Origin of the sequence: Corynebacterium aurimucosum ATCC 700975 (assembly GCF_000022905.1) — a bacterium.
GTDB lineage: Bacteria > Actinomycetota > Actinomycetes > Mycobacteriales > Mycobacteriaceae > Corynebacterium > Corynebacterium aurimucosum_F.
In genome coordinates, this window is sequence record NC_012590.1 from 1,444,036 (window position 1) to 1,462,074 (window position 18,039).

The 18,039-nt window shown below is 57.1% G+C and carries 18 protein-coding genes and 1 tRNA gene; 10 read left to right on the forward strand and 9 right to left on the reverse strand.

The window, feature by feature from the left end; translation table 11 throughout:
* Window positions 1–21 precede the first annotated feature (21 nt).
* Window positions 22–840: a vWA domain-containing protein gene (locus CAURI_RS06785; RefSeq protein WP_010186542.1), complete on the forward strand. Its 819-nt coding sequence runs from the start codon at window positions 22–24 to the stop codon at window positions 838–840.
* A gap of 153 nt (window positions 841–993) precedes the next feature.
* On the opposite strand, the gene CAURI_RS06790 is transcribed toward CAURI_RS06785, so the two are convergent.
* The 5 genes from CAURI_RS06790 to secA2 form a co-directional block, all read right to left on the reverse strand.
* Window positions 994–1,554 carry a MerR family transcriptional regulator gene (locus CAURI_RS06790; protein ID WP_174878624.1) on the reverse strand — a complete coding sequence of 187 codons (561 nt, stop codon included), beginning with the start codon at window positions 1,552–1,554 and terminating at the stop codon, window positions 994–996.
* A 310-nt stretch (window positions 1,555–1,864) separates the two neighbouring features.
* Window positions 1,865–2,455 (reverse strand): bifunctional nuclease family protein, encoded by a 591-nt coding sequence (locus CAURI_RS06795; RefSeq protein WP_012715047.1) that lies wholly within the window; start codon window positions 2,453–2,455, stop codon window positions 1,865–1,867.
* 125 nt (window positions 2,456–2,580) lie between these two features.
* On the reverse strand, window positions 2,581–3,336 hold the full coding sequence (ftsR, locus tag CAURI_RS06800; RefSeq protein ID WP_010186535.1) for a transcriptional regulator FtsR: 756 nt from the start codon (window positions 3,334–3,336) through the stop codon (window positions 2,581–2,583).
* 116 nt (window positions 3,337–3,452) lie between these two features.
* Complete coding sequence (gene odhI / locus CAURI_RS06805) at window positions 3,453–3,884, reverse strand: oxoglutarate dehydrogenase inhibitor Odhl (protein WP_010186533.1); 432 nt, start codon at window positions 3,882–3,884, stop codon at window positions 3,453–3,455.
* Between the two features lie 87 nt (window positions 3,885–3,971).
* Complete coding sequence (gene secA2 / locus CAURI_RS06810) at window positions 3,972–6,263, reverse strand: accessory Sec system translocase SecA2 (RefSeq protein ID WP_010186531.1); 2,292 nt, start codon at window positions 6,261–6,263, stop codon at window positions 3,972–3,974.
* A gap of 96 nt (window positions 6,264–6,359) precedes the next feature.
* Between secA2 and CAURI_RS06815 the strand changes: the two genes are divergently transcribed.
* The 3 genes from CAURI_RS06815 to CAURI_RS06825 all read left to right on the forward strand — a co-directional run bounded on the left by CAURI_RS06815 (window position 6,360) and on the right by CAURI_RS06825 (window position 8,106).
* Window positions 6,360–7,538 (forward strand): bifunctional alpha/beta hydrolase/OsmC family protein, encoded by a 1,179-nt coding sequence (locus CAURI_RS06815; RefSeq protein ID WP_174878615.1) that lies wholly within the window; start codon window positions 6,360–6,362, stop codon window positions 7,536–7,538.
* A gap of 7 nt (window positions 7,539–7,545) precedes the next feature.
* A complete protein-coding gene (locus CAURI_RS06820) occupies window positions 7,546–7,944 on the forward strand; it encodes a YchJ family protein (protein WP_010186527.1) in 399 nt (132 codons plus the stop codon).
* A gap of 88 nt (window positions 7,945–8,032) precedes the next feature.
* Window positions 8,033–8,106, forward strand: a tRNA-Pro gene (locus tag CAURI_RS06825).
* A gap of 15 nt (window positions 8,107–8,121) precedes the next feature.
* On the opposite strand, the gene CAURI_RS06830 is transcribed toward CAURI_RS06825, so the two are convergent.
* From CAURI_RS06830 to CAURI_RS06840, 3 genes are all read right to left on the reverse strand, one after another.
* A complete protein-coding gene (locus CAURI_RS06830; RefSeq protein ID WP_010186525.1) occupies window positions 8,122–8,592 on the reverse strand; it encodes a VOC family protein in 471 nt (156 codons plus the stop codon).
* A 278-nt stretch (window positions 8,593–8,870) separates the two neighbouring features.
* The gene (locus CAURI_RS06835) at window positions 8,871–10,280 is read right to left on the reverse strand and encodes a WHG domain-containing protein (RefSeq protein ID WP_010186523.1); all 1,410 of its coding nucleotides are present in this window, start codon (window positions 10,278–10,280) and stop codon (window positions 8,871–8,873) included.
* 238 nt (window positions 10,281–10,518) lie between these two features.
* Window positions 10,519–10,725 carry an antitoxin gene (locus CAURI_RS06840; protein WP_010186521.1) on the reverse strand — a complete coding sequence of 69 codons (207 nt, stop codon included), beginning with the start codon at window positions 10,723–10,725 and terminating at the stop codon, window positions 10,519–10,521.
* Between the two features lie 483 nt (window positions 10,726–11,208).
* On the opposite strand from CAURI_RS06840, the gene CAURI_RS06845 reads away from it, so the two are divergent.
* Entirely contained in the window at window positions 11,209–12,504 is a 1,296-nt protein-coding gene (locus CAURI_RS06845) for a site-specific DNA-methyltransferase (RefSeq protein ID WP_012715049.1), read from the forward strand.
* A 22-nt stretch (window positions 12,505–12,526) separates the two neighbouring features.
* Here CAURI_RS06845 and CAURI_RS06850 read toward each other — a convergent pair whose 3' ends face one another.
* Window positions 12,527–13,519 (reverse strand): CE1 family esterase, encoded by a 993-nt coding sequence (locus CAURI_RS06850; RefSeq protein ID WP_236660820.1) that lies wholly within the window; start codon window positions 13,517–13,519, stop codon window positions 12,527–12,529.
* Window positions 13,520–13,620: 101 nt separating this feature from the next.
* On the opposite strand from CAURI_RS06850, the gene CAURI_RS06855 reads away from it, so the two are divergent.
* From CAURI_RS06855 to CAURI_RS06875, 5 genes are all read left to right on the forward strand, one after another.
* Window positions 13,621–14,463 carry a class I SAM-dependent methyltransferase gene (locus CAURI_RS06855; RefSeq protein ID WP_012715051.1) on the forward strand — a complete coding sequence of 281 codons (843 nt, stop codon included), beginning with the start codon at window positions 13,621–13,623 and terminating at the stop codon, window positions 14,461–14,463.
* 187 nt (window positions 14,464–14,650) lie between these two features.
* On the forward strand, window positions 14,651–15,508 hold the full coding sequence (locus CAURI_RS06860; protein ID WP_010186513.1) for an ABC transporter ATP-binding protein: 858 nt from the start codon (window positions 14,651–14,653) through the stop codon (window positions 15,506–15,508).
* A 13-nt stretch (window positions 15,509–15,521) separates the two neighbouring features.
* On the forward strand, window positions 15,522–16,316 hold the full coding sequence (locus CAURI_RS06865) for an ABC transporter permease (RefSeq protein WP_010186511.1): 795 nt from the start codon (window positions 15,522–15,524) through the stop codon (window positions 16,314–16,316).
* A complete protein-coding gene (locus tag CAURI_RS06870; protein ID WP_012715052.1) occupies window positions 16,313–17,428 on the forward strand; it encodes a sensor histidine kinase in 1,116 nt (371 codons plus the stop codon). Before CAURI_RS06865 ends, CAURI_RS06870 begins: the two co-directional genes overlap by 4 nt.
* Window positions 17,425–18,033 carry a response regulator transcription factor gene (locus CAURI_RS06875; protein ID WP_010186507.1) on the forward strand — a complete coding sequence of 203 codons (609 nt, stop codon included), beginning with the start codon at window positions 17,425–17,427 and terminating at the stop codon, window positions 18,031–18,033. Before CAURI_RS06870 ends, CAURI_RS06875 begins: the two co-directional genes overlap by 4 nt.
* Window positions 18,034–18,039 lie beyond the last annotated feature (6 nt).

An 18,039-nucleotide genomic window follows, 5' to 3' on the forward strand; every position in this document is an offset into this window, starting at 1 on the left:
CCTCAGCGCGGAAGGAAAAAGATGGCCCGGCACTCGGATGGAAAGAATAACTACGCATTTGCACCGTGGGTCATCATCGTGGCCATCCTGGCGGTGTTGGCACTGGCCATTGGCGGATTCTTCCTTTTCCGGGAGGGGGACTCCTCAAACTCTGAGACAGTGGCTGCAGACACAACCGCTGAGGCTTCCCCTGAGGAAACCCCCACCAGCACTGCGGCCAAGACTCCGGAATCCGCCACGTCTTCGGAATCAGAGCATCCTTCTTCGGCCGCGCCCACCACGGAGAACAAGGCCCCTGAAGATGTCGCGCCAAATACGCTGTTCCTCCTGGATACGTCCGAGAACCTCGCGCCCTACTTCGATGCGGTAAGCCAGGGCGTGGCGGAGGCGGCGTCGGCAGTCGGCGCCAAGGGAAGCCAGGTGGCTCTCTGGAACTATTCCTCCCCCATTTCCGCAACTGCCACCGTGGGCTTCCGTCAAAATGTTGCTTATGGCGACGCCGAGAACGTCGCCTTTGCCGTGGGGCAGTTCGGCACCGGTGGCGTTCCACAAACACGCAGCGCCGTCGTAGCGGCACTCGATAACGCCACGGATCAAACAGCTGGAAGCGGAGACAACACTCGCGTCGTGCTGATTACCACTGGAACCCAACAAGATATGGGTGACGCAAGCTTTGCGGAGGCAGCCAAGAACGCTCGCGGTGAAGGCGTTAGTTTGAGCGTGGTGCATATCGGTGATGCTGAGAAGGACGCGGAGCTGGAGAAACTCGCTGATGTTTACTCCACTATCTCGAATCCTTCCGATGCCCAAGAAGTCATCACGAGCGCCGCTGGGGCGTAATAATTGGATACGATGCGTGGTCTCGCTTGAAGCGGCGATGAGCGGTCATATAAGACCAGGGCGGCACAGCAGAAAAGCCGCCGCATCCTCTACGGCACTGACGTGAGCTGCAGTGCGCAGGAGGAGCGGCGGCGGTTGCCTGTGGCGAGGGTTTTAGGAGGTCTTGCGCTTGCGGCGAGCAGCTAGCTCGTCGAGGCCAATGACAACGTCGATGTCTTCTTCCTCCACCACACGCTCGGCCGGGAAGGAAGTAATGGTGCCAGAGAGTTCCTTGAGAATACCCGGCACGGCAATTCCGAACACGCCTTGGCCACCGGCAAGCAGGTCAATGACTTCGTCGTTAGAGCGGCACTCGTAGACCGTGGTGCCGTCCGACACCAAGGTGAGCTCAGCAAGATCGTTGACACCGCGGTCGCGCAAAGATTCCACGGCGAGGCGGATGTTCTGGAGGGAGATACCGGTATCCAGAAGGCGCTTGACAATCTTCAGGACCAACACGTCCTTAAAGGAGTACAGACGCTGGGAACCAGAGCCGCGGGCGGTGCGGATCGAGGGCTTAACCAAGTCGGTACGCGCCCAGTAGTCCAGCTGGCGATAGGTGATTCCAGCCACCTGACAAGCGATGGGAACGCGGTAGCCCAGCTCCTCATCAGGTCCTACATCGAAGAGGGATTCCTGAACGTAGGTGTTAGCTGCGCTATCGTCGAGCGGCAGAGCGCTGGACTCAGAACGGTTATTCTTACTGCTCACGTAATTACTCCAGTGATACTTGAGGGGAGTTCTAGTTGTCTATTAAAGGGCACGTCAGCGACGGCGTCAAGAGTCGTCCGCTGTGAACCTCAAGTAGAACTTTAGACTTTTTGATTCACTTTGTCATCATTAGTCACACGCGTGTCATTAAAATTTTCACTGGCAGCATGAGAAAAGCGGCGCCCGCAAGGCGCCGCTGTGACCATCAAGGTCGGTTTAGAGCATAAGAGCGCTATTGAACCACGGGGAACTTAAGCTCTTCGCAGTGAAAGAGTTAATCCTCCTCTTCCTCTCCTCCAAGCAAGTCCTCTTCCGATATCCCAGAATCACGCATCATCTGCTCGAAGCCATCATCTTCCTGCGTATTCTGCTGAGCAGCTCGCTCTTGAAAATCACGGATGCGCTTCTCCGGAAAGGTCTCCGGGGATTCCGCCTCACGCTCTAGGCCGTAATACTCCTTGAGGTCATCGTCGCTAATGTAAATGGCCACCTCGTCGAGCACGTCCTTTTCAAAATGGATGGGCAGCCCATAGTGGTCTGCCAGGACGAGTGCATCGGACAAACGGGCATCGTGCTCTTCGCCGGTTCCGTCCACGAGATCAACCATGAAAACGCCCTTGCGATACTCGGAGACGCAGATGTGCTCAATGCCATCGAGCTGCTCCGCGAAGGCGATGAGCAACTCGTAGGTGCTTGGCCGCGCGTTGAAATGCCGCTCGAGGACTTGCAGCACGCGCGCTCCATCAATCGGCGAGACCCACACTGGCACGTGCCGGTCCGCCTCTTCCCAATAGAAAAGAGCACAAAGATTGCCCTCGGGACCGACGGGATGGATTCCTAGAAATTTCAATACTTCAGTAGTCATGGGACCCACTTTTACACACTTTTCTTGCACATGAGCTAGGCAGCGTAGAGATACTCGGGGTAGCACGAGAAGTCGTCGCGAAACTTGGGCTATGCCTCATCCCATCGCGAGGAGGGCATCAGGCTTTAGGGCCGGAATTCGTCGCGAAGCTCGGTCTTGACCAACGTCCCGTGAAGCGATAAAACCAGGGCCGCCATCTGCTGGGACAGCTCTTCGGCCTGTTGCGGGGCAGTATCAGACTTCGAATGCGCAACCGGCGTTGCCACCTGCGAAATCATGTCCGCTTGGCGGCGGGCAGCATTGCGCAACGACTTTAACTGCCGCGCCTCGAGCCCAAAGGACTCCAGCGCCACGGCCGCGGAAACGATGGACACGTCATCCGTGTCAAAGAAGCCCGCCGGATCCGGCTTGATCAGGCCCACCGAGACCAGTTTCGCGATGTTTTCCTGCGTGGTTCCGGCTTGGTCGGCCACGTCGGCGTCGGTAAGCCGGGTAACTACCGGCGCCCGCAGCTGCTCAGCGCTGATGAGGGCCTCAGCCTGGGAGGAAACAATAGCCGTCACCTGCCCCGAGTCCATTGCATCCAGCTGTTCCCGAATGACCTTGAGCGGCGTGTAGTGATCACGCTGCGCAGTCAGAATGTAGCGCAGGCGGTCCAAGTCCTTTTGATAATAGCGACGGTAGCCCTTTGCAGTGCGCTCCGGAGTAATCAGCCCCTCAGATTCCAAGAAGCGAATCTTCGACACCGTCACGTCTGGGAATTGCTTCTGAACGTGCTTCAGCGTTACGCCAATGGACATAGGCTTCTGCTTAGCAGGCTTGGTCTTCTTGGCCACGGAAGACGCTGCTGCGGCAGCGGCGGTGGACTTCTGCGCACTCACGATAGGACTACTACTGCTTTCTACACGGTTTCACTTGGACACAGCGGGAACGTGGGCGGGGAGCGAGATAAACCTACTCCCCTCGTTCCCCCTAGTTCCTACTAACTAGAACTGCTTTATTTAGGGGCAATAAATACCAGGCGGAACTTTCCGATCTGGATTTCATCGCCTACTTCCAGCACCTGCGCGTTGCGCGGCTCACGGTTGACGTAGGTGCCGTTGAGCGATCCGACATCGACGACCTCAAATTGGCCGTCTTTGGCGCGGAACTCGGCATGGCGGCGGGACACCGTGACATCATCAAGGAAAATATCTGCTTCTGGGTGGCGTCCAGCGGTGGTGGTCGGCTGATCCAGCAGGAAGCGTGCGCCAGCGTTGGGGCCGCGCTTTACGACGAGCAGCGCCTGGCCCTCTGCCAGGTTCTCAGCGCCGGCAACGGAGGCGTCAGAACCCGCCGCGGTGCCGTTTTCCATCTCCTTGAGAAGATCAGCGCGGAAGACAGAAGTAGTCTCTGCCTGCGGTTCCGGCGTTCCGGTATTCTCGCTCATTTTTACCTCCGAAGGGTCGGATCGATGTTGACTCATTCCATATTAGCGACTCCGCTGTCCGCGCGAGTCACCTCTGGCGCATTTACATTAGCGGAAAATGTTTCCTATGCCCTTGAGCACGGAGTTTCCGCCCCCAGATAGTGGGTTATCAGAGACCATATAAGTCCACGTGGCGCTCGGTCGGGACAGCCCATGATCCTCTAGGTGGGCACCCTCAGAATCAATAAGCACAGTCTTAAAAGTATCAAGAGCATCATCAACTGCCCGCTGCGCCAAGTCCTTAAATTCACGCACCGCGATGCGGTGGTACTCGTCGATAGGCGTTTCGCGAGCAATGGCGCGCAAGTGGATGGATTCACGAACGTCGTCCATCAGCTCCAGGTGGTCGGCCCACGCCAAATCTAGGTGATACAGCATAATCTCGCGGGCGGCTCGCTCCCGAGCCTCCGCGGGGACCTCGCCAAGCTCGACTGCACGTTCGGGCGCCCGTTCAGCCAGCTCCCGCCAGGCTTGATCGGTATCGAGCAGCTTGGCACGGCGTTCATCGATAATGATACGCTGGTCCGCGAGCAACTGGTTGTATTTCCAGGTCTGCGCGTGGATCTCCAGCAGTTGACCCTCCGTCACGCGCTGGCAGTGGGCGATGAAGTCCCGCACACGCTTGGAATCGATGAGCCCGTTGGCATCAGGTCGTGCGGACAAGGATTCATCTTCCCCACCCTGTTTGACCACGTCATCCTCCAAGGAGACAAAGAAGAGAGACTTCCCGGGATCTCCTTGGCGGCCTGCACGCCCGCGCAACTGGTTATCCAAACGAGAGGAGCGGTGCCGCGAGGTGCCGAGCACTGCCAATCCGCCCTTTTCAACAACGGCTTCACGGTCTGACTCATCCGCGCCGCCAAGCTTGATATCGGTGCCGCGGCCCGCCATTTGGGTGGACACGGTCACTCGCCCCACGTCACCTGCTTCCGCAACGATGCGCGCCTCGTCCTCGTCATTCTTGGCGTTGAGGACGTTGACCGTAATCCCCCGTTCACGGAGGGCTTCGGCGAGGTCTTCTGATTCAGCAACGTCGTGGGTACCCACGAGCACCGGCTGACCAGTGCTATTGATTGCCACGATCTCATTGACGATGGCACGGGATTTCTCATCCACCGAGGCATAAATGCGGTCATCTTCGTCGAAGCGCTGCAGTTCCTTGTTACGGTCGATGACGGAGACGTGCAGGTCATAAAACTGACGCAGTTGGTCTGTTGCCTCCACTGCGGTACCGGTCATGCCGCACACCAGCGGATAGCGCCGCATGAGCTCCTGGAGCGTAATGGTGTCGAGGATGCGCCCGCCTTCCGATACTTCCAAGCCTTCCTTGGCCTCCACCGCCGCTTGAAGGCCATCCGGCCAGCGCTGCAGTTCGGCGACGCGGCCGCGGGAGGCGTCGATAAGCTGCAGCTTTCCTTCCGTGATGATGTAGTGAATATCGCGGATAAGCAATGCCTTAGCGTGCAGCGCCAAGTTGACTTTAACTAGCACGGAGCCGATGTTCTCCTCCGAGTAGAGAGAGTCGAGGCCCAATTCGCGCTCCACGCGTGCCGCACCCTCATCGGTGAGCGCTACCGTGCGCCCATCCTCCGCGATAACGTAGTCCTGCTCCTCGCGCAGCCGGGAGACCACGTTGGTGATGTGGCCCGTAGATTCCTCACCGGGGCGATTTCCGGCGAGGACGAGGGGGACGAGGGCTTCGTCGACAAGCACAGAATCCGCTTCATCCACCAACGCCACATCCGCGCGCGCTTGCACCGTCTGCTCGCGGGACGTGATCTGGTTATCCCGTAGCACGTCGAAACCGAGCTCATTGACTGGCGCATAGATGATGTCGGATAGGTAGGCCGCGCGGCGTTCTTCCGGGCCGAGCTTCTCCGTTACAGAGGCCACCGTGAGTCCAAAGAATTCCACGAGCGGGCGCATCCATTCGGCATCACGCGCTGCTAGATAATTGTTGACTGTCACCAGGTGCACGCGCTTACCGGTGAGCGCGAAACCAGTCGCGGCCATGGCGCCCACCAGCGTCTTTCCCTCGCCGGTGGCCATCTGGATAACGTCACCTTCAAGAAGTCGCAGCACAGCTTGGGATTGGACTGTAAAAGGACGCATGCCAAGCTTGCGTTCACTGGCCACGGCCAGGGCTGCGAGGAAGCGGGACTTATCCGCGATCTTGCCGTCCTTCACGCACTCCCGTGCGGTGGCGGCAACCTCAGTATCCGACAGGTTCGCGATATCCTCCACCGCGGAATCTGCGGCCGTTACAACGGCTTTCGACTTCTTATTGTTGCGTTCGGACTGCGCGCCCATTGCTTTCCAGAACCAATCGAATGCGCCCATGAGCACTCCTCCATCCTTGTGCGTCATACAGGTCTTCTATCGACTCTAGTCAACCCCGGTTCGCAGGCGTGCGTTCGCCCTTATATCCTTATGGTCATGCAATCCGTGAACGTGTCGCTCCCCTCCAGCACCGGTACCACGATGGCCGGAACCATCGACTTCCCTGACTCCCCTCCGCAAGCCTTCGCCATCTTTGCGCACTGCTTTGCCGGCTCGCGCCATACCCCTGGCGCTGCCCGCGTGAGCAAGCAGCTGACTAACTTTGGCATCGCTACCCTGCGCTTCGATTTTCCTGGCTTAGGCCAATCCGAAGGAAATTTCGCGGACACATGTTTCAGCCAAAATGTTGCCGATATCCAGGCCGCCGCCGACTGGCTGGCCAAGAATTATTCCGCGCCGCAGCTCCTCATGGGCCACTCGCTGGGCGGCGCGGCCGCTCTCGCAGCAGCCAATGACATTCGTTCCCTCAAGGCCGTCGCCACCATTGGCGCTCCATTCGATCCCGCGCACTCTGTGCTGCACTACGCCGACAAGATTGGCCAGGTCGATGCCAATGGCGAGGTAGAGGTCACCTTGGGCGGCCGCGCGCTGACCATTTCGCGCCTTTTCCTCGAAGATCTTGCTGATACCAACCCGGAGGCGTACCTTCCGCGTCTGCGCAAGCCTCTCATGGTGCTGCACTCCCCGATTGATCAGACCGTCGGCATCGATAACGCCCAGAACATCTTCCGCACCACGCGCTACCCCAAGTCCCTCGTCGCTTTGGACAAGGCTGATCACCTCCTAACTAAACAAGGCGCAGCAGCCCGCGCGGCCGATCTCATTGGCGCGTGGGCGGAGCAGTTCGTTGTCCCGGAAAATCTTCCCGCAGCGGTCGCTGATGATTCAGCACTAGCCATCCCGGCAGTAGGAACCAGGATGGGCGTCGTCGTGCGCCACAATAACCGGTCTGTGAGCGCTGACCGCACGAAGAAGAACGGCGGCAAAGGGCAAGGGTTTACCGCAGAAGGCCTTCTTATGTCAGCAGTGGCTGCAGCAAGCACCCAGGCCATCATGGCAGCGGGCAAGGCGCACAAAATCGATGCAAAGGCTCTTGAATCGGTGTCCGTCACCGTTACCCAAGAATCCGAGACTCGTTTTGCACGTACGGTGACACTCCCAGCCTCTTTGACTGCGGACCAACAACGCGCGCTTGGCGACGCCGCCGCAGCATCCACCATCGATCCCCTTCTCACAGTGGATGTCACCACCACTGTGAGAACCACTGCGGGATAGACCACCCATGATCGTTCTCAATCCACTTGACCCCGCCGCCCGCTGCCCCTGCGGCACCGGTTTAACGTTTGGCGAGTGCTGCTCGCGCTACCACGCGGGCACGCCTGCCCCCTCGGCAGAAGCACTGATGCGCTCACGTTTCAGTGCTTTCGTCACCGGCGACGAGGACTATTTGCTGCGCACGTGGGACCCCGAAACTCGCCCCGAACGTCTTGATCTTGCCGAGACCGGCATTCGCTTTTATCGCCTCGACATTATCGACACCGTCGCGGGTGGCCCCTTGGACCAGACCGGCATCGTGGAATTCGAGGCCTTCTACAAGGGCGCTGCCAAGGGATCTCAACGGGAGCGCTCCTCTTTCCGCCGGCAAGACGGGCAGTGGGTCTATTCCTCCGGCGAGCTTTAGCTGCCGCTAAAACAAAGGATGAACAGGGATTTGTCGAAGCGAATACTACTGGTGTAATCTGTAGCAGTTGCACCAAACGGTGCGGCGGCGGACTATGGCGCAGTTTGGTAGCGCACTACACTGGGGGTGTAGGGGTCGCAGGTTCAAATCCTGTTAGTCCGACAGCATTCAGGCTGGTCAGAGCTTTTCTGACCAGCCCTTTGTGTTGCCTAGCCCGTTGTCGTTGACGGCGCTCGCAGGAACGGTGATATTAAAGCCCACTCCGAAACGGTCGACGACCATGCCGAAGTAATCACCCCAAGGAGCTTGGGCAAAGGGCATGGAAGGCTTCCCTTCCGCGGCGAGCGCGGCATAAATCTTCTCCGCCTCTTCCACAGAATCCGATTCCACGGTGAATCCAATATCGCCAGGATTTACGCGATCACGAGAGTTCTGCAAGTCATCACCACCGCCAAGGGTAAATGGCCCCTGGAGCGTAGCGTGTGCAACCGCCTTACGGGGCGGATCAAAGGGGAATTGGACGCCGTTGTCGAGTTGTTCTCCGTAGGTGAGGATCTCTAGCTCCCCTCCGAAGACGGAGTGATAAAACTCCAGCATTTCGCGCGCATTGCCGGGGAAAGAAAAATAAGCAGTGGTATTTAAAGCCATGTAGCGGTCATAGCCTTCAGCTAGCGATACAGTACGGGCGCTGTGCTTGCCGGCGCCCCTCGCCCCCAGCACAGTTCGCTGGCTTAAGTATTAATCTGGCGGCTTCAACTCCCATGCACTCTGCCAAAGCCTCTCCAGCCATTGCTAAAGCATTTGGATTAATGCTCAGCCCTCTCAACTCGTAGGGCCCGCCGTTTGGAACGAGACGGCAGCCCCGAGAGGATGAGGGTTGTCCCCAATCAAACGCGGACCAAATTCGAGTGAAACACTCACACGAACTAATTGTCCATTCCGCTGAGGCTTCGCATGATGCCGCCAAATTCAATATCCATGTACTGAGTGAGGACCTCAAAAATAAAGTCCGGATCATAACCTCGCAATGGTCCCTTCGTGCTCAGCATGGAGAGACCGTGAGCGCCAGCCCACACCGAGATAACTAGGGTGAAAAGTACCCATGGAGTGCGAGGCCCATCAACCTCGTCGATAACCTCGCGTACAAGAGACATAATGAAGCCAAAGGCTTGTCCAAATTCGCTAAAGTCGCGCTTGAGCTCGACCGCCTTGTTTGCATTCGGGAGGAAGTCATCTTCGAATGACATGGGAACAATTGGCCCAGATGCGATCTTGATCAGAGCATCGAATCCTTGAGGGTCATACAGAGCGTGCGAAACATACCCATAACCAGTGGCCTTGATCTTGGATATGGCACTGGAGCCTTCCGGCAGAGCAGCGACCTGGCGATAGATGAACTCATAATTAATTTTGTCCAGAAAGCGTTCGAGGTAGCTAGCCAGCTCTTGATCACTTTCAATAAGGTGCTCAGCCTCTTGAACTCTGAGACCTGCGCGATTCGCAGCCCCTCCAATGTGCAGCCCGGTTACACCACGATCAAGAACTTCCTCGACAGCACCCCGAAGTAGCGCCGAACGCTGCTCTTCTTCTGTCGCGCGTGGAAGATCCTTAGCCTTTGTCAAAAGCGCTTCCGGCTGCTCCCCCACCAAGCCATCAGGAATGGTGCGTTCAATGCGCTCACCCCTAAAGAACGGGTAAAGCCCAACGCTGAGAGTATCCATAACAGCACTAAACGTCTGTTTCTTTGCTGCTGGCGAAAGGTAGCGCAGGATTCCTTCAGCAGCGAGCTGCGTTACGCCGTGCAAATGCGAGAAGATAGACAACGCTGAAAGTAGCGTCCCCTTTGCATCAAGCTCTGGGGCGCCAGATTCCTTAATCGCTTCTTCAGTCAGCTCAAAAAGGATTCGCATAATAGGGCACTTCTCAGCGCGCCCATCGGGATCGGCGAATTCCTCCGCTGTAAGCCCCAACCGCGGAGTTGCGTGGACTGCAGTAAATGCTGCGAAGGCGGAAGGGTCCTCAACCGCAAAAGAAAAATAAGACAGACCTGTGGCCCGGAGCTTATCCACTGCAGTTGCATTTTCAGGTAGGCGTTCTAGATGCAAATCGACTACTGAGGTCAATGCATCATTGAGTGAGTGTTTAGTGGCGTCAACAAGTTCAGCCTCAGATGCAAATAGCGCCTGAGCTTCCGCAAAGGGAACATCGACTTGGTCTGCTACCTCGCGAAGGCGGACTTCATCAATGCCCGCCTTGGCAATGACCCGGCCGGCTTGCTCAATAAGTAGCTGCCGAGAGGGCCGGTTACCGCGTTCCACACCTACTGAAGTAATCACAGTGATTAGCCTACCTAGGAAATAGCCGTTTTTAGTTCCATAAACGCAAGATAGGAATATTTATAGATTTTTCACAGTGTTCAGCCCAGCGCCTATGACTCCGTGACCGGGCCAAACGCGCAAAGAACTATGCATCTCCACAAAACTTATACAGTCCTGTCCGCCTCACGGACAGGACCTTTTGGGTTGCACGGCATGCCCAGCTGTCCAAAGCTGCCATGCCGGTGAGGCGAAGAGCTTACTCCTGCTCATCACCCTTGGGAGCCTCAGCGCCCTGGTTGCCGATGCGCTCATCAAGCTGGTCACGCGCGGAATCAATCTTATCTGCCTTGTCCTCGCCCAGCTTTCTCTTAGCCAGGTCCGCACCCTTGTCCAGTGCGCTATCCGAAATCTGCTCACCCTTATCGGTGTTCAGTGCGTCCTTTGCCTTGTCAAAAATACCCATTTCTACGGTCCTTTCGTTGAATCACTATTTCTAACAGTGCTGGCCACCAACAGCCGAATACATCCACGTCCGAGTGATTCCTGCTATCGCAAGAAGCTTTCCTCAGCTCCCTACACAGAGAACAAATGCACTATGGTCGCTACACTCGGCCTGCACGCCAGCATGTCACCCCACCGTACCGACGCCCCAGACTCTTCGCCACAAAAGTTATTGATTGACGCCGTCAACAGTACAATGCCTATGCGAAATCCTGCACTCTGAGAAAGTTAAGAAAGGGATCGTTGCCCCACCCCCACCATCTACCCCTTTTCGTTCAACAACTTAGCGCTTGCCGTCACCCTCTCATTTGTGAAGGCTTGTACTCTGAGACACAATTCTCTATGTGCTCTTTTCACTCTTCGTCGCATGAGGCGAATATAGAGCGTCTGATCCTAATCGCCCTGTTAACCCTTAACCTCTATCACCATCACAGCAATCACCACGATGCCTTCGTCTCATTCCACCCCTGCTTCTCGTCCTGCCCTACACTCTCGCCACAGCTCACCTTCCTCCGTGAAGAGCGCTTCTACAGGGACGGAATCAGGATTCGGCCTTGTCTGGCCGGGTAAGGAACAAGCTGCTGCGCTGGCCAAAGAAGAAGTTCTAAGCAAACGAACGCTCATCAGCGGCCGTGGTTCATCCCCCAACAGCGTTAACGTGGCAGATAATCTAGCAGCGCTGAATGATTTTATCGCACGGGGTTTACGCGCGGATGTCATATACATCGACCCGCCGTATAACACTGGTAAAGACTTTGTCTATCGCGACAACTTCCGGCAGCGCCGCGACATGCGCTCAGAGCATTTTGGTCAATGGCATGCCGAATGGCTTTCCATGATGTTGCCGCGCTTGATTCTCGCGCGTGAGGTTCTTGCTGATACAGGCTTCATCCTGGTGTCCATCGGCGAATCGGAGTGCGCCCATCTGCGTCTGATCCTTAATGAAGTTTTTGGGGAGGATTGCTTTGCAGGCCAACTCATTTGGAAGAAGGGCGGGACCGGCAAGAATGACTCGAAGTATGCCGTATTAGAGCACGAATACGTCCTATGCTACGCCAAGTCCTCAGCGAACAACGGGTTCAACGTGGATATGGAGGCGCAGACCTCAACCCGCTACAACCACAGCGACGAAAAAGGCAATTACTCCCTTGTCCGGCTGGACTCAAAAACCCTAGGCTACTTGCCCAGTCTGGATTTTCCCATCGTTGCCCCCGATGGCCGCGAGTACTGGCCCCATCAGCCAGAAGGAAAAACAAAGGTTGCCCGCTGGCGGTGGGGTAAGGACAAAGTCACTGAGCACTACGATGAGTTGGTGTTCAGGCGCGGTTTTGTCTACACCAAGAACTACGAAAAGAAAGGTGCACGGCCTCGCTCCATCCTGGACGGGGAACGGTTCGGGGTCACGCGCACGGGCCGCCGAGATGCCGAGGAGGCGCTTGGCACAACGGGTGTCTTTGATTTCCCAAAACCAGTACGGCTTATCAAACACCTCATCTCAATCGCTGGCGGTCCAGACGCGGTAGTCGTGGACTTTTTCGCTGGCTCGGGAACTACCGCCCAAGCCGTCGTTGAGCTCAACCGTGAAGACGGTGGCCAGCGCTCTTTCCACCTAGTACAAATTCCTGCCCCCACAGAGGCATCCAGCGCCGCGCGCCAAACGGGTTTTGAAACGGTTGCGGATATCTGTCTTGCACGGGTTCGCTCACTCAATGTGCCCTTTGATCACTTCACTCTGACATAGAAAGATCCGTCCATCAGTGGTTCTAGGCCACTCCGTGCTCTTCAGTGCCTTCTGGGCGCCCAGGGATGCCAAAGAAATCCAGTACCGCATCAGTAGCAAATCCTTGCCCGACCTCGATTTTCGTATCGTTGTTACCACCTGGCCATACGTGAGATCCGCCTTCGATGCGGATATGCTGCAGCGGTGCTTCACAGGCAGTCCAGGTCTCTCTGGTGGCACCGTTTGTCAGGCGCACAGAGTCGACGTCGCCGCGGCACTTATTGCGCCGCTGATCCTGCCCAAGCACCTCTGCTACTGAAGAATAGGCGGTATCATGACGCACTCCGCCCTCGTAATTAACCACGGGATCCTTCGTACCGTGGATATCCAAACGGCCGACAGGTCTATCTGAACAATCTGTATGGATGCCTTCGTAGTATGCCGCCGACACGGTCGCTACAGAACGAAAAGTACCCGGCATCCGGCAGGCCAAGAAGGCTGCGAATCCACCGCCGTTGGACAGACCCGCAGCATAGATGGCGTTATCGTCCACTTCATAAGTAGAGCGCAAACTATCCACGAGGGTGCGAACGAATTCTAGGTCTTCTTCCGCGCTAGTAGCAGCGTAGGGGGCTGGCGCCCACGCGGCCTTCTCCCCCGCTGGATAAGCAACGATGGCGTGAGCAGCATTGAACTGGGTGTACTGCTCCATATTCTCAGGGGAATCTGTATACCCGTGGAAAGAAAGCAGCACCGGCCAAGAACGTTCAGGCGTGTAGTTTTCAGGCACGTGGAGGAGGAAGCTCCGCCCAGAAGCCAACCGGACTTTCTTTGTGTGTCCAGGCTCCGGGCCGACCAGCATGGGAGCTAGTGGGATACCGAGGTCATTTGTCCACTCTGTTGAGGAGGTTGCCGTAGGTGCTTCCTCTTCAGGCGAGCTGCACGACGCCAACGCCATGACACTTGCCGCAACGGCGACAGCCCCAGCGAGCGCACGCAACCAGCGCAGCCGCGCTGCGGAATCTTCGCCCATCATTCCCCTCGCCACGTTCACTATCGGAAAAATATCCTCGTCCACCTTAAAACATCCCACCAACATCCACGAACCTGCAGCGTCGCGGTAAGTTTGAGGGCATCATGAGCTCTTTGCCTTCCGACCCATCTGATTCCTTGGGCACACCCTCTCCGCACCCACTACCCGAGCATTACCCCAGCTACCGGCGCGCATCCGGAAAGGAGTCTCCCAATTTCGGCACTGCTCAGCAGCGGGTGCATTCTGCCCAAGCTTTCCAACAAGGAGCCGACGCTTACCATGACGCTCGTCCTGGATATCCACCGGAAGTATCGCAGCTTATTTCCTCTGCCCACACAGTCCTCGACGTGGGGGCAGGAACCGGCAAACTGACCGAGTCACTGAACAATCCCGTTGTCTACGCCAGCGATCCCTCCCCTGATATGACACGAGTATTGGCACGCCTGGGGATTCCGTGCTGGCGCGCCACTGCTGAGAACACAGCTGCGGAAACCGCCTCCCTCGACGCCATCACCTGCGCTCAAACCTGGCACTGGGTAGATGTCGAGCGAGCTTGTGCAGAGTTTGACCGAGTGCTCCGCCCAGGAGGAAAGGTGCTTTTGGTGTGGAATACTCTGGACGTTAACGCTGACCCATGGATCCTCCGGCTCTCCCGCATCATGCATTCAGGTGATGTCCACCGTCCCGGTTTCTATCCCGCCTTGAGCAATCCGTGGACGCTCCGTGATGAACTGCGCTTAACGTGGGAACACGAGTTGAGCCCCGAAGATCTGCATTCACTCATGCATACCCGCTCCTATTGGCTTCGCAATGGAGAGAAAATCCATGAACGCATGACGCACAACCTCAATTGGTACCTCTACGAGCACATGGGGTTTAGCCCCGAGCAAGCGCTTAGCATCCCGTACCGTACGGATGCATTCTTGTTGGCCCGCCATGGGGAGTAGCCCCGCCATGGCCAGGAGCAGACCTGCCGTAGCCATGACATCTGTCATCCCTGATTGGTGACACCTCTTCTACGCTGCGAATACTTCACAGCCATAGCGTGAAGGTATGAGCACAACACCCACTCTCCCACCAGTCGTAGATGTCAGGGGCGTCGGCTAGGTTTTCAACGCCTCCTCCCGAAAACCTGTGCCAGCGCTTCACGACGTCTCCCTCACCATTCAACGGGGCGAAATCGTCGGTTTGCTGGGTACGAATGGTGCTGGCAAGACCACGCTCATCGACCTCATCCTTGGGCTCACGAGTCCAACTTCAGGAACAATCAACGTGCTCGGCACCTCGCCAAAGGAAGCCGCGAAGACTGGACGCATCGGCGCGGTCATGCAATCCGGCGGCTTACTCCCAGATATAACGGTGAAGGAAACCCTCGAGCTCCTTGGCGCGGCCTTCCCATCCCACCGCCCATTGAAGGAAATTATTGAGCGCGCGAACTTGGGCGATATTCTCTCGCGCCGGGTCAGGAAATGCTCCGGCGGCGAGCAACAGCGTGTGAGGTTCGGCTTAGCGCTGTTGGGGGATCCGGAGCTGTTGCTTCTCGACGAACCCACGGCCGGCATGGATGCCGCCGCACGGCGTCATTTCTGGGAGGCCATGCACCACGAGGCTGAATCCGGCCGGACGATCGTCCTTACTACTCATTACCTTGAGGAAGCAGATGCGTTTGCCGAGCGCATCGTCATGCTGAACAAGGGCGAGATCCAAGCCGACGGCTCCACGGAGGAGATCCGCAGAACCAATTCCACTCGGATTGTCCGAGCTACCTTTCCCGATGGGCTGCCAGATTCCCTCTTGAGTGCTGATCTTCCGGGAGTTGTCCACCTAGAACGCACCGAAACTGGCCTCACCATCACGACACGGGACTCTGACGCTGTGGCCCGCTTCCTACTCACTGAAACTGCAGCTCGCGATATCACCATCGCCGACCGCAGCTTGGAGGATTCCTTCCTGGAGCTTTCCCACACGTCCCCGGCTAGCGCCGATCTATAAGGAGACAACCAGCATGAACACACGCATGGCATCACCCAACCTCGCCGCTACGCTTCGCTATGCCGGCCACGACCTCAAGAGATTACGCCGCGACCTACCAACGCTCTTCTTTAGCATTGGGCTACCGATCATCTTCTATATTCTCTTCGGCGCCATGCAGGAATACGGAGACATCGAATTCAATGGCGGCAACGTTGCTGCCCTGGTCATGATCGGAATGGCGCTCTATGCGGGTGCCACAGGTGCTGTAGGCGCCGCTGGCTCAATGATCGCAGAGAACCGCGCAGGGTGGGGGCGGCAATTGGCGCTTACTCCCCTGCGGCCTGTTCAGCTAGGCATTGCTCACTTCCTCAACATTTCGGTTCGTGCCATCTTGCCTATCGCTGCCGTTTTCATCACTGGGGCACTCACCAAAGCCAACTTGCAGCCAGATCAATGGGCGTTGAGCTTCCTCGTTACCGTCGCCTGCGCCATCCCCTTCGGCTTTTATGGAATGGCCTGTGCCATGCTCATTCCCTCAGAAAACACTGTGTCCATTGCCTCCTCTAGCATCGTCATCCTCGCCTTTGCCGGAAATGTCTTTATGCCCCTCAAAGAGAATCTCCTCGACGTAGGACGCTTCTCCCCCATGTACGGCGCACAAGCCCTTGCTCGTTGGCCGCTGTCTGAAGGAGCTCAAATGATCAATGGCCAACAGCTTTTTATCGAGGATCCTCTCTGGTACGCATGGGTTAGTATCGCGGTATGGACAGTGGTATTCGTCGGGATGTGCTTGCTTCTTCGCAACCGCGACAAGAACCGAGCATGATGAATAGCTTCAAGGCCCACGACGCTGCCTTCGCCGCAGTCTGGCTGATATTTCTTCTCCCTGTGCTACTTCAAATCCTCTTCCGGCCCACCACTTCCGCAGCGCAACGCTTCTGGGCAGTAGCAATCACCGTCGTCTTCTGCATGGCCTATTCTCTTGCCTTCGGTACGCTACACTCCTACCCGCACAGGTGGTCCTACCGGCGTCGCGTAGCCGCCTGGTGGATCATCCTCGCGCTACTCGCACTTGCTGCCATTCCTTCTCACGGTGTCTGGGTCGTGGTCTTCGTGCCCTACCTTGGGGCCTTAGTATCCTTTACACAACCGCTCAGGACAGCATCCATCATCATTGCCCTGACCGGAGCCGTAGTTGGTATCCCTCTTTGGTTTTACGCGGAACAGCGCTTTATCGATTTCGCACTAATCCTCTTCGGCTGGCCGCTGCTCATCTTGACTCTAGGTACTTTGTCTCAGCGCGAAGATACTGAAACCGCCCTGCGCCACGACTTGGATTTAGCTCAACAACGTGAAGACATCGCCGCAGATATTCATGATCTCCTCGGTCATACCCTTACGGTTATCAATCTCAAGTCAGAAGTAGCCCGCCGCCTGATCGACCGTGATCCGTCGACAGCAGCCACTGAGCTCGCGGAAATTGGCGTTCTCTCAAGGATGTCCCTTGCGGAGGTCCGCTCCACAGTTACTCGCATGAAGAACCCCACTTTTGCCGGTGAGATCCAGGCGGCCCACCGCATCTTGGAAACTGCCGGAATCACAACCCACCTTCCCGATACCTTTACGCGGCCCCAGTCACATGAGGCTCTTTTCTCCTGGGCATTGCGGGAACTCACCACCAATGTGGTGCGGCATTCTGGTGCCACGGAGTGTTGGGTGACCCTAGGCGAAAACTCCCTGCAAGTGACAGATAACGGCGGCGGCTTCACGGAAGACGCTGAGCAGGCGCTTACCGCCGGCCTCACAGGCCTTGCCGGTCTTCGCCGCCGTGCTGACGACGCGGGCGGTGACCTCATAATCCGGCGTAGCGACGGCTTAACCTCTGTCCTCTTGACTCTTGAAAACACCCCCGAGGCAAAGGAGTTTCAGCAGCAATGACAGTTTCGATCCGAGTGCTTATCGCCGAAGACCAGTCACTGGTCCGCGGAGCGCTCACTGCACTGCTCAACACCGAACCGGACATTGAGGTCGTTGCGGACTGTGCTTCGGGAACAGAGGTCGCCGCACTCGTCGCTAAGCACAGCGTTGACGTGGCTCTACTAGATATAGAGATGCCCGGCATGAACGGCATCGATGCCGCACAAACTATCGCAGAAACTGGCTGCCGTAGCCTTATCGTCACCACGTTTGGGCGCTCTGGTTACGTCAAGCGCGCGCTCCAAGCAGGTGTCGATGGCTTTCTGGTCAAGGACACTCCTCCCGACGAACTCGCTGATGCTATCCGCCGTGTCCATTCCGGTTTGCGGGTCATCGATCCGCAACTTGCTCAGGACATTCTTTTTACCCCGGACAATCCTCTGAGTGACAGAGAAGCCGAGGTCTGTCGCCTGCTACTCCGTGGGCTCGGCTCCGCCGACATCGCTTCACAGCTGCACCTCAGTGGTGGGACCGTGCGCAACCACGTCTCCGCCATCATGGCGAAGACGCGGGCGGGAAACCGCTTCGAAGCTGCACGGCGTGCCGAAGCTAATGGCTGGATTTAAGAGGGA

Bases quoted from the DNA above. Each gene is read 5' to 3' on its own strand.
- CAURI_RS06785 (WP_010186542.1), top strand. From the start codon at position 22: ATGGCCCGGCACTCGGATGGAAAGAATAACTACGCATTTGCACCGTGG.
- CAURI_RS06795 (WP_012715047.1), bottom strand. From the start codon at position 2,455: ATGACTACTGAAGTATTGAAATTTCTAGGAATCCATCCCGTCGGTCCC.
- odhI (WP_010186533.1), bottom strand. From the start codon at position 3,884: ATGAGCGAGAATACCGGAACGCCGGAACCGCAGGCAGAGACTACTTCT.
- secA2 (WP_010186531.1), bottom strand. From the start codon at position 6,263: ATGGGCGCATTCGATTGGTTCTGGAAAGCAATGGGCGCGCAGTCCGAA.
- CAURI_RS06815 (WP_174878615.1), top strand. From the start codon at position 6,360: ATGCAATCCGTGAACGTGTCGCTCCCCTCCAGCACCGGTACCACGATG.
- CAURI_RS06820 (WP_010186527.1), top strand. From the start codon at position 7,546: ATGATCGTTCTCAATCCACTTGACCCCGCCGCCCGCTGCCCCTGCGGC.
- CAURI_RS06830 (WP_010186525.1), bottom strand. From the start codon at position 8,592: ATGGCTTTAAATACCACTGCTTATTTTTCTTTCCCCGGCAATGCGCGC.
- CAURI_RS06840 (WP_010186521.1), bottom strand. From the start codon at position 10,725: ATGGGTATTTTTGACAAGGCAAAGGACGCACTGAACACCGATAAGGGT.
- CAURI_RS06845 (WP_012715049.1), top strand. From the start codon at position 11,209: ATGCCTTCGTCTCATTCCACCCCTGCTTCTCGTCCTGCCCTACACTCT.
- CAURI_RS06850 (WP_236660820.1), bottom strand. From the start codon at position 13,519: ATGATGGGCGAAGATTCCGCAGCGCGGCTGCGCTGGTTGCGTGCGCTC.
- CAURI_RS06855 (WP_012715051.1), top strand. From the start codon at position 13,621: ATGAGCTCTTTGCCTTCCGACCCATCTGATTCCTTGGGCACACCCTCT.
- CAURI_RS06865 (WP_010186511.1), top strand. From the start codon at position 15,522: ATGAACACACGCATGGCATCACCCAACCTCGCCGCTACGCTTCGCTAT.
- CAURI_RS06870 (WP_012715052.1), top strand. From the start codon at position 16,313: ATGATGAATAGCTTCAAGGCCCACGACGCTGCCTTCGCCGCAGTCTGG.
- CAURI_RS06875 (WP_010186507.1), top strand. From the start codon at position 17,425: ATGACAGTTTCGATCCGAGTGCTTATCGCCGAAGACCAGTCACTGGTC.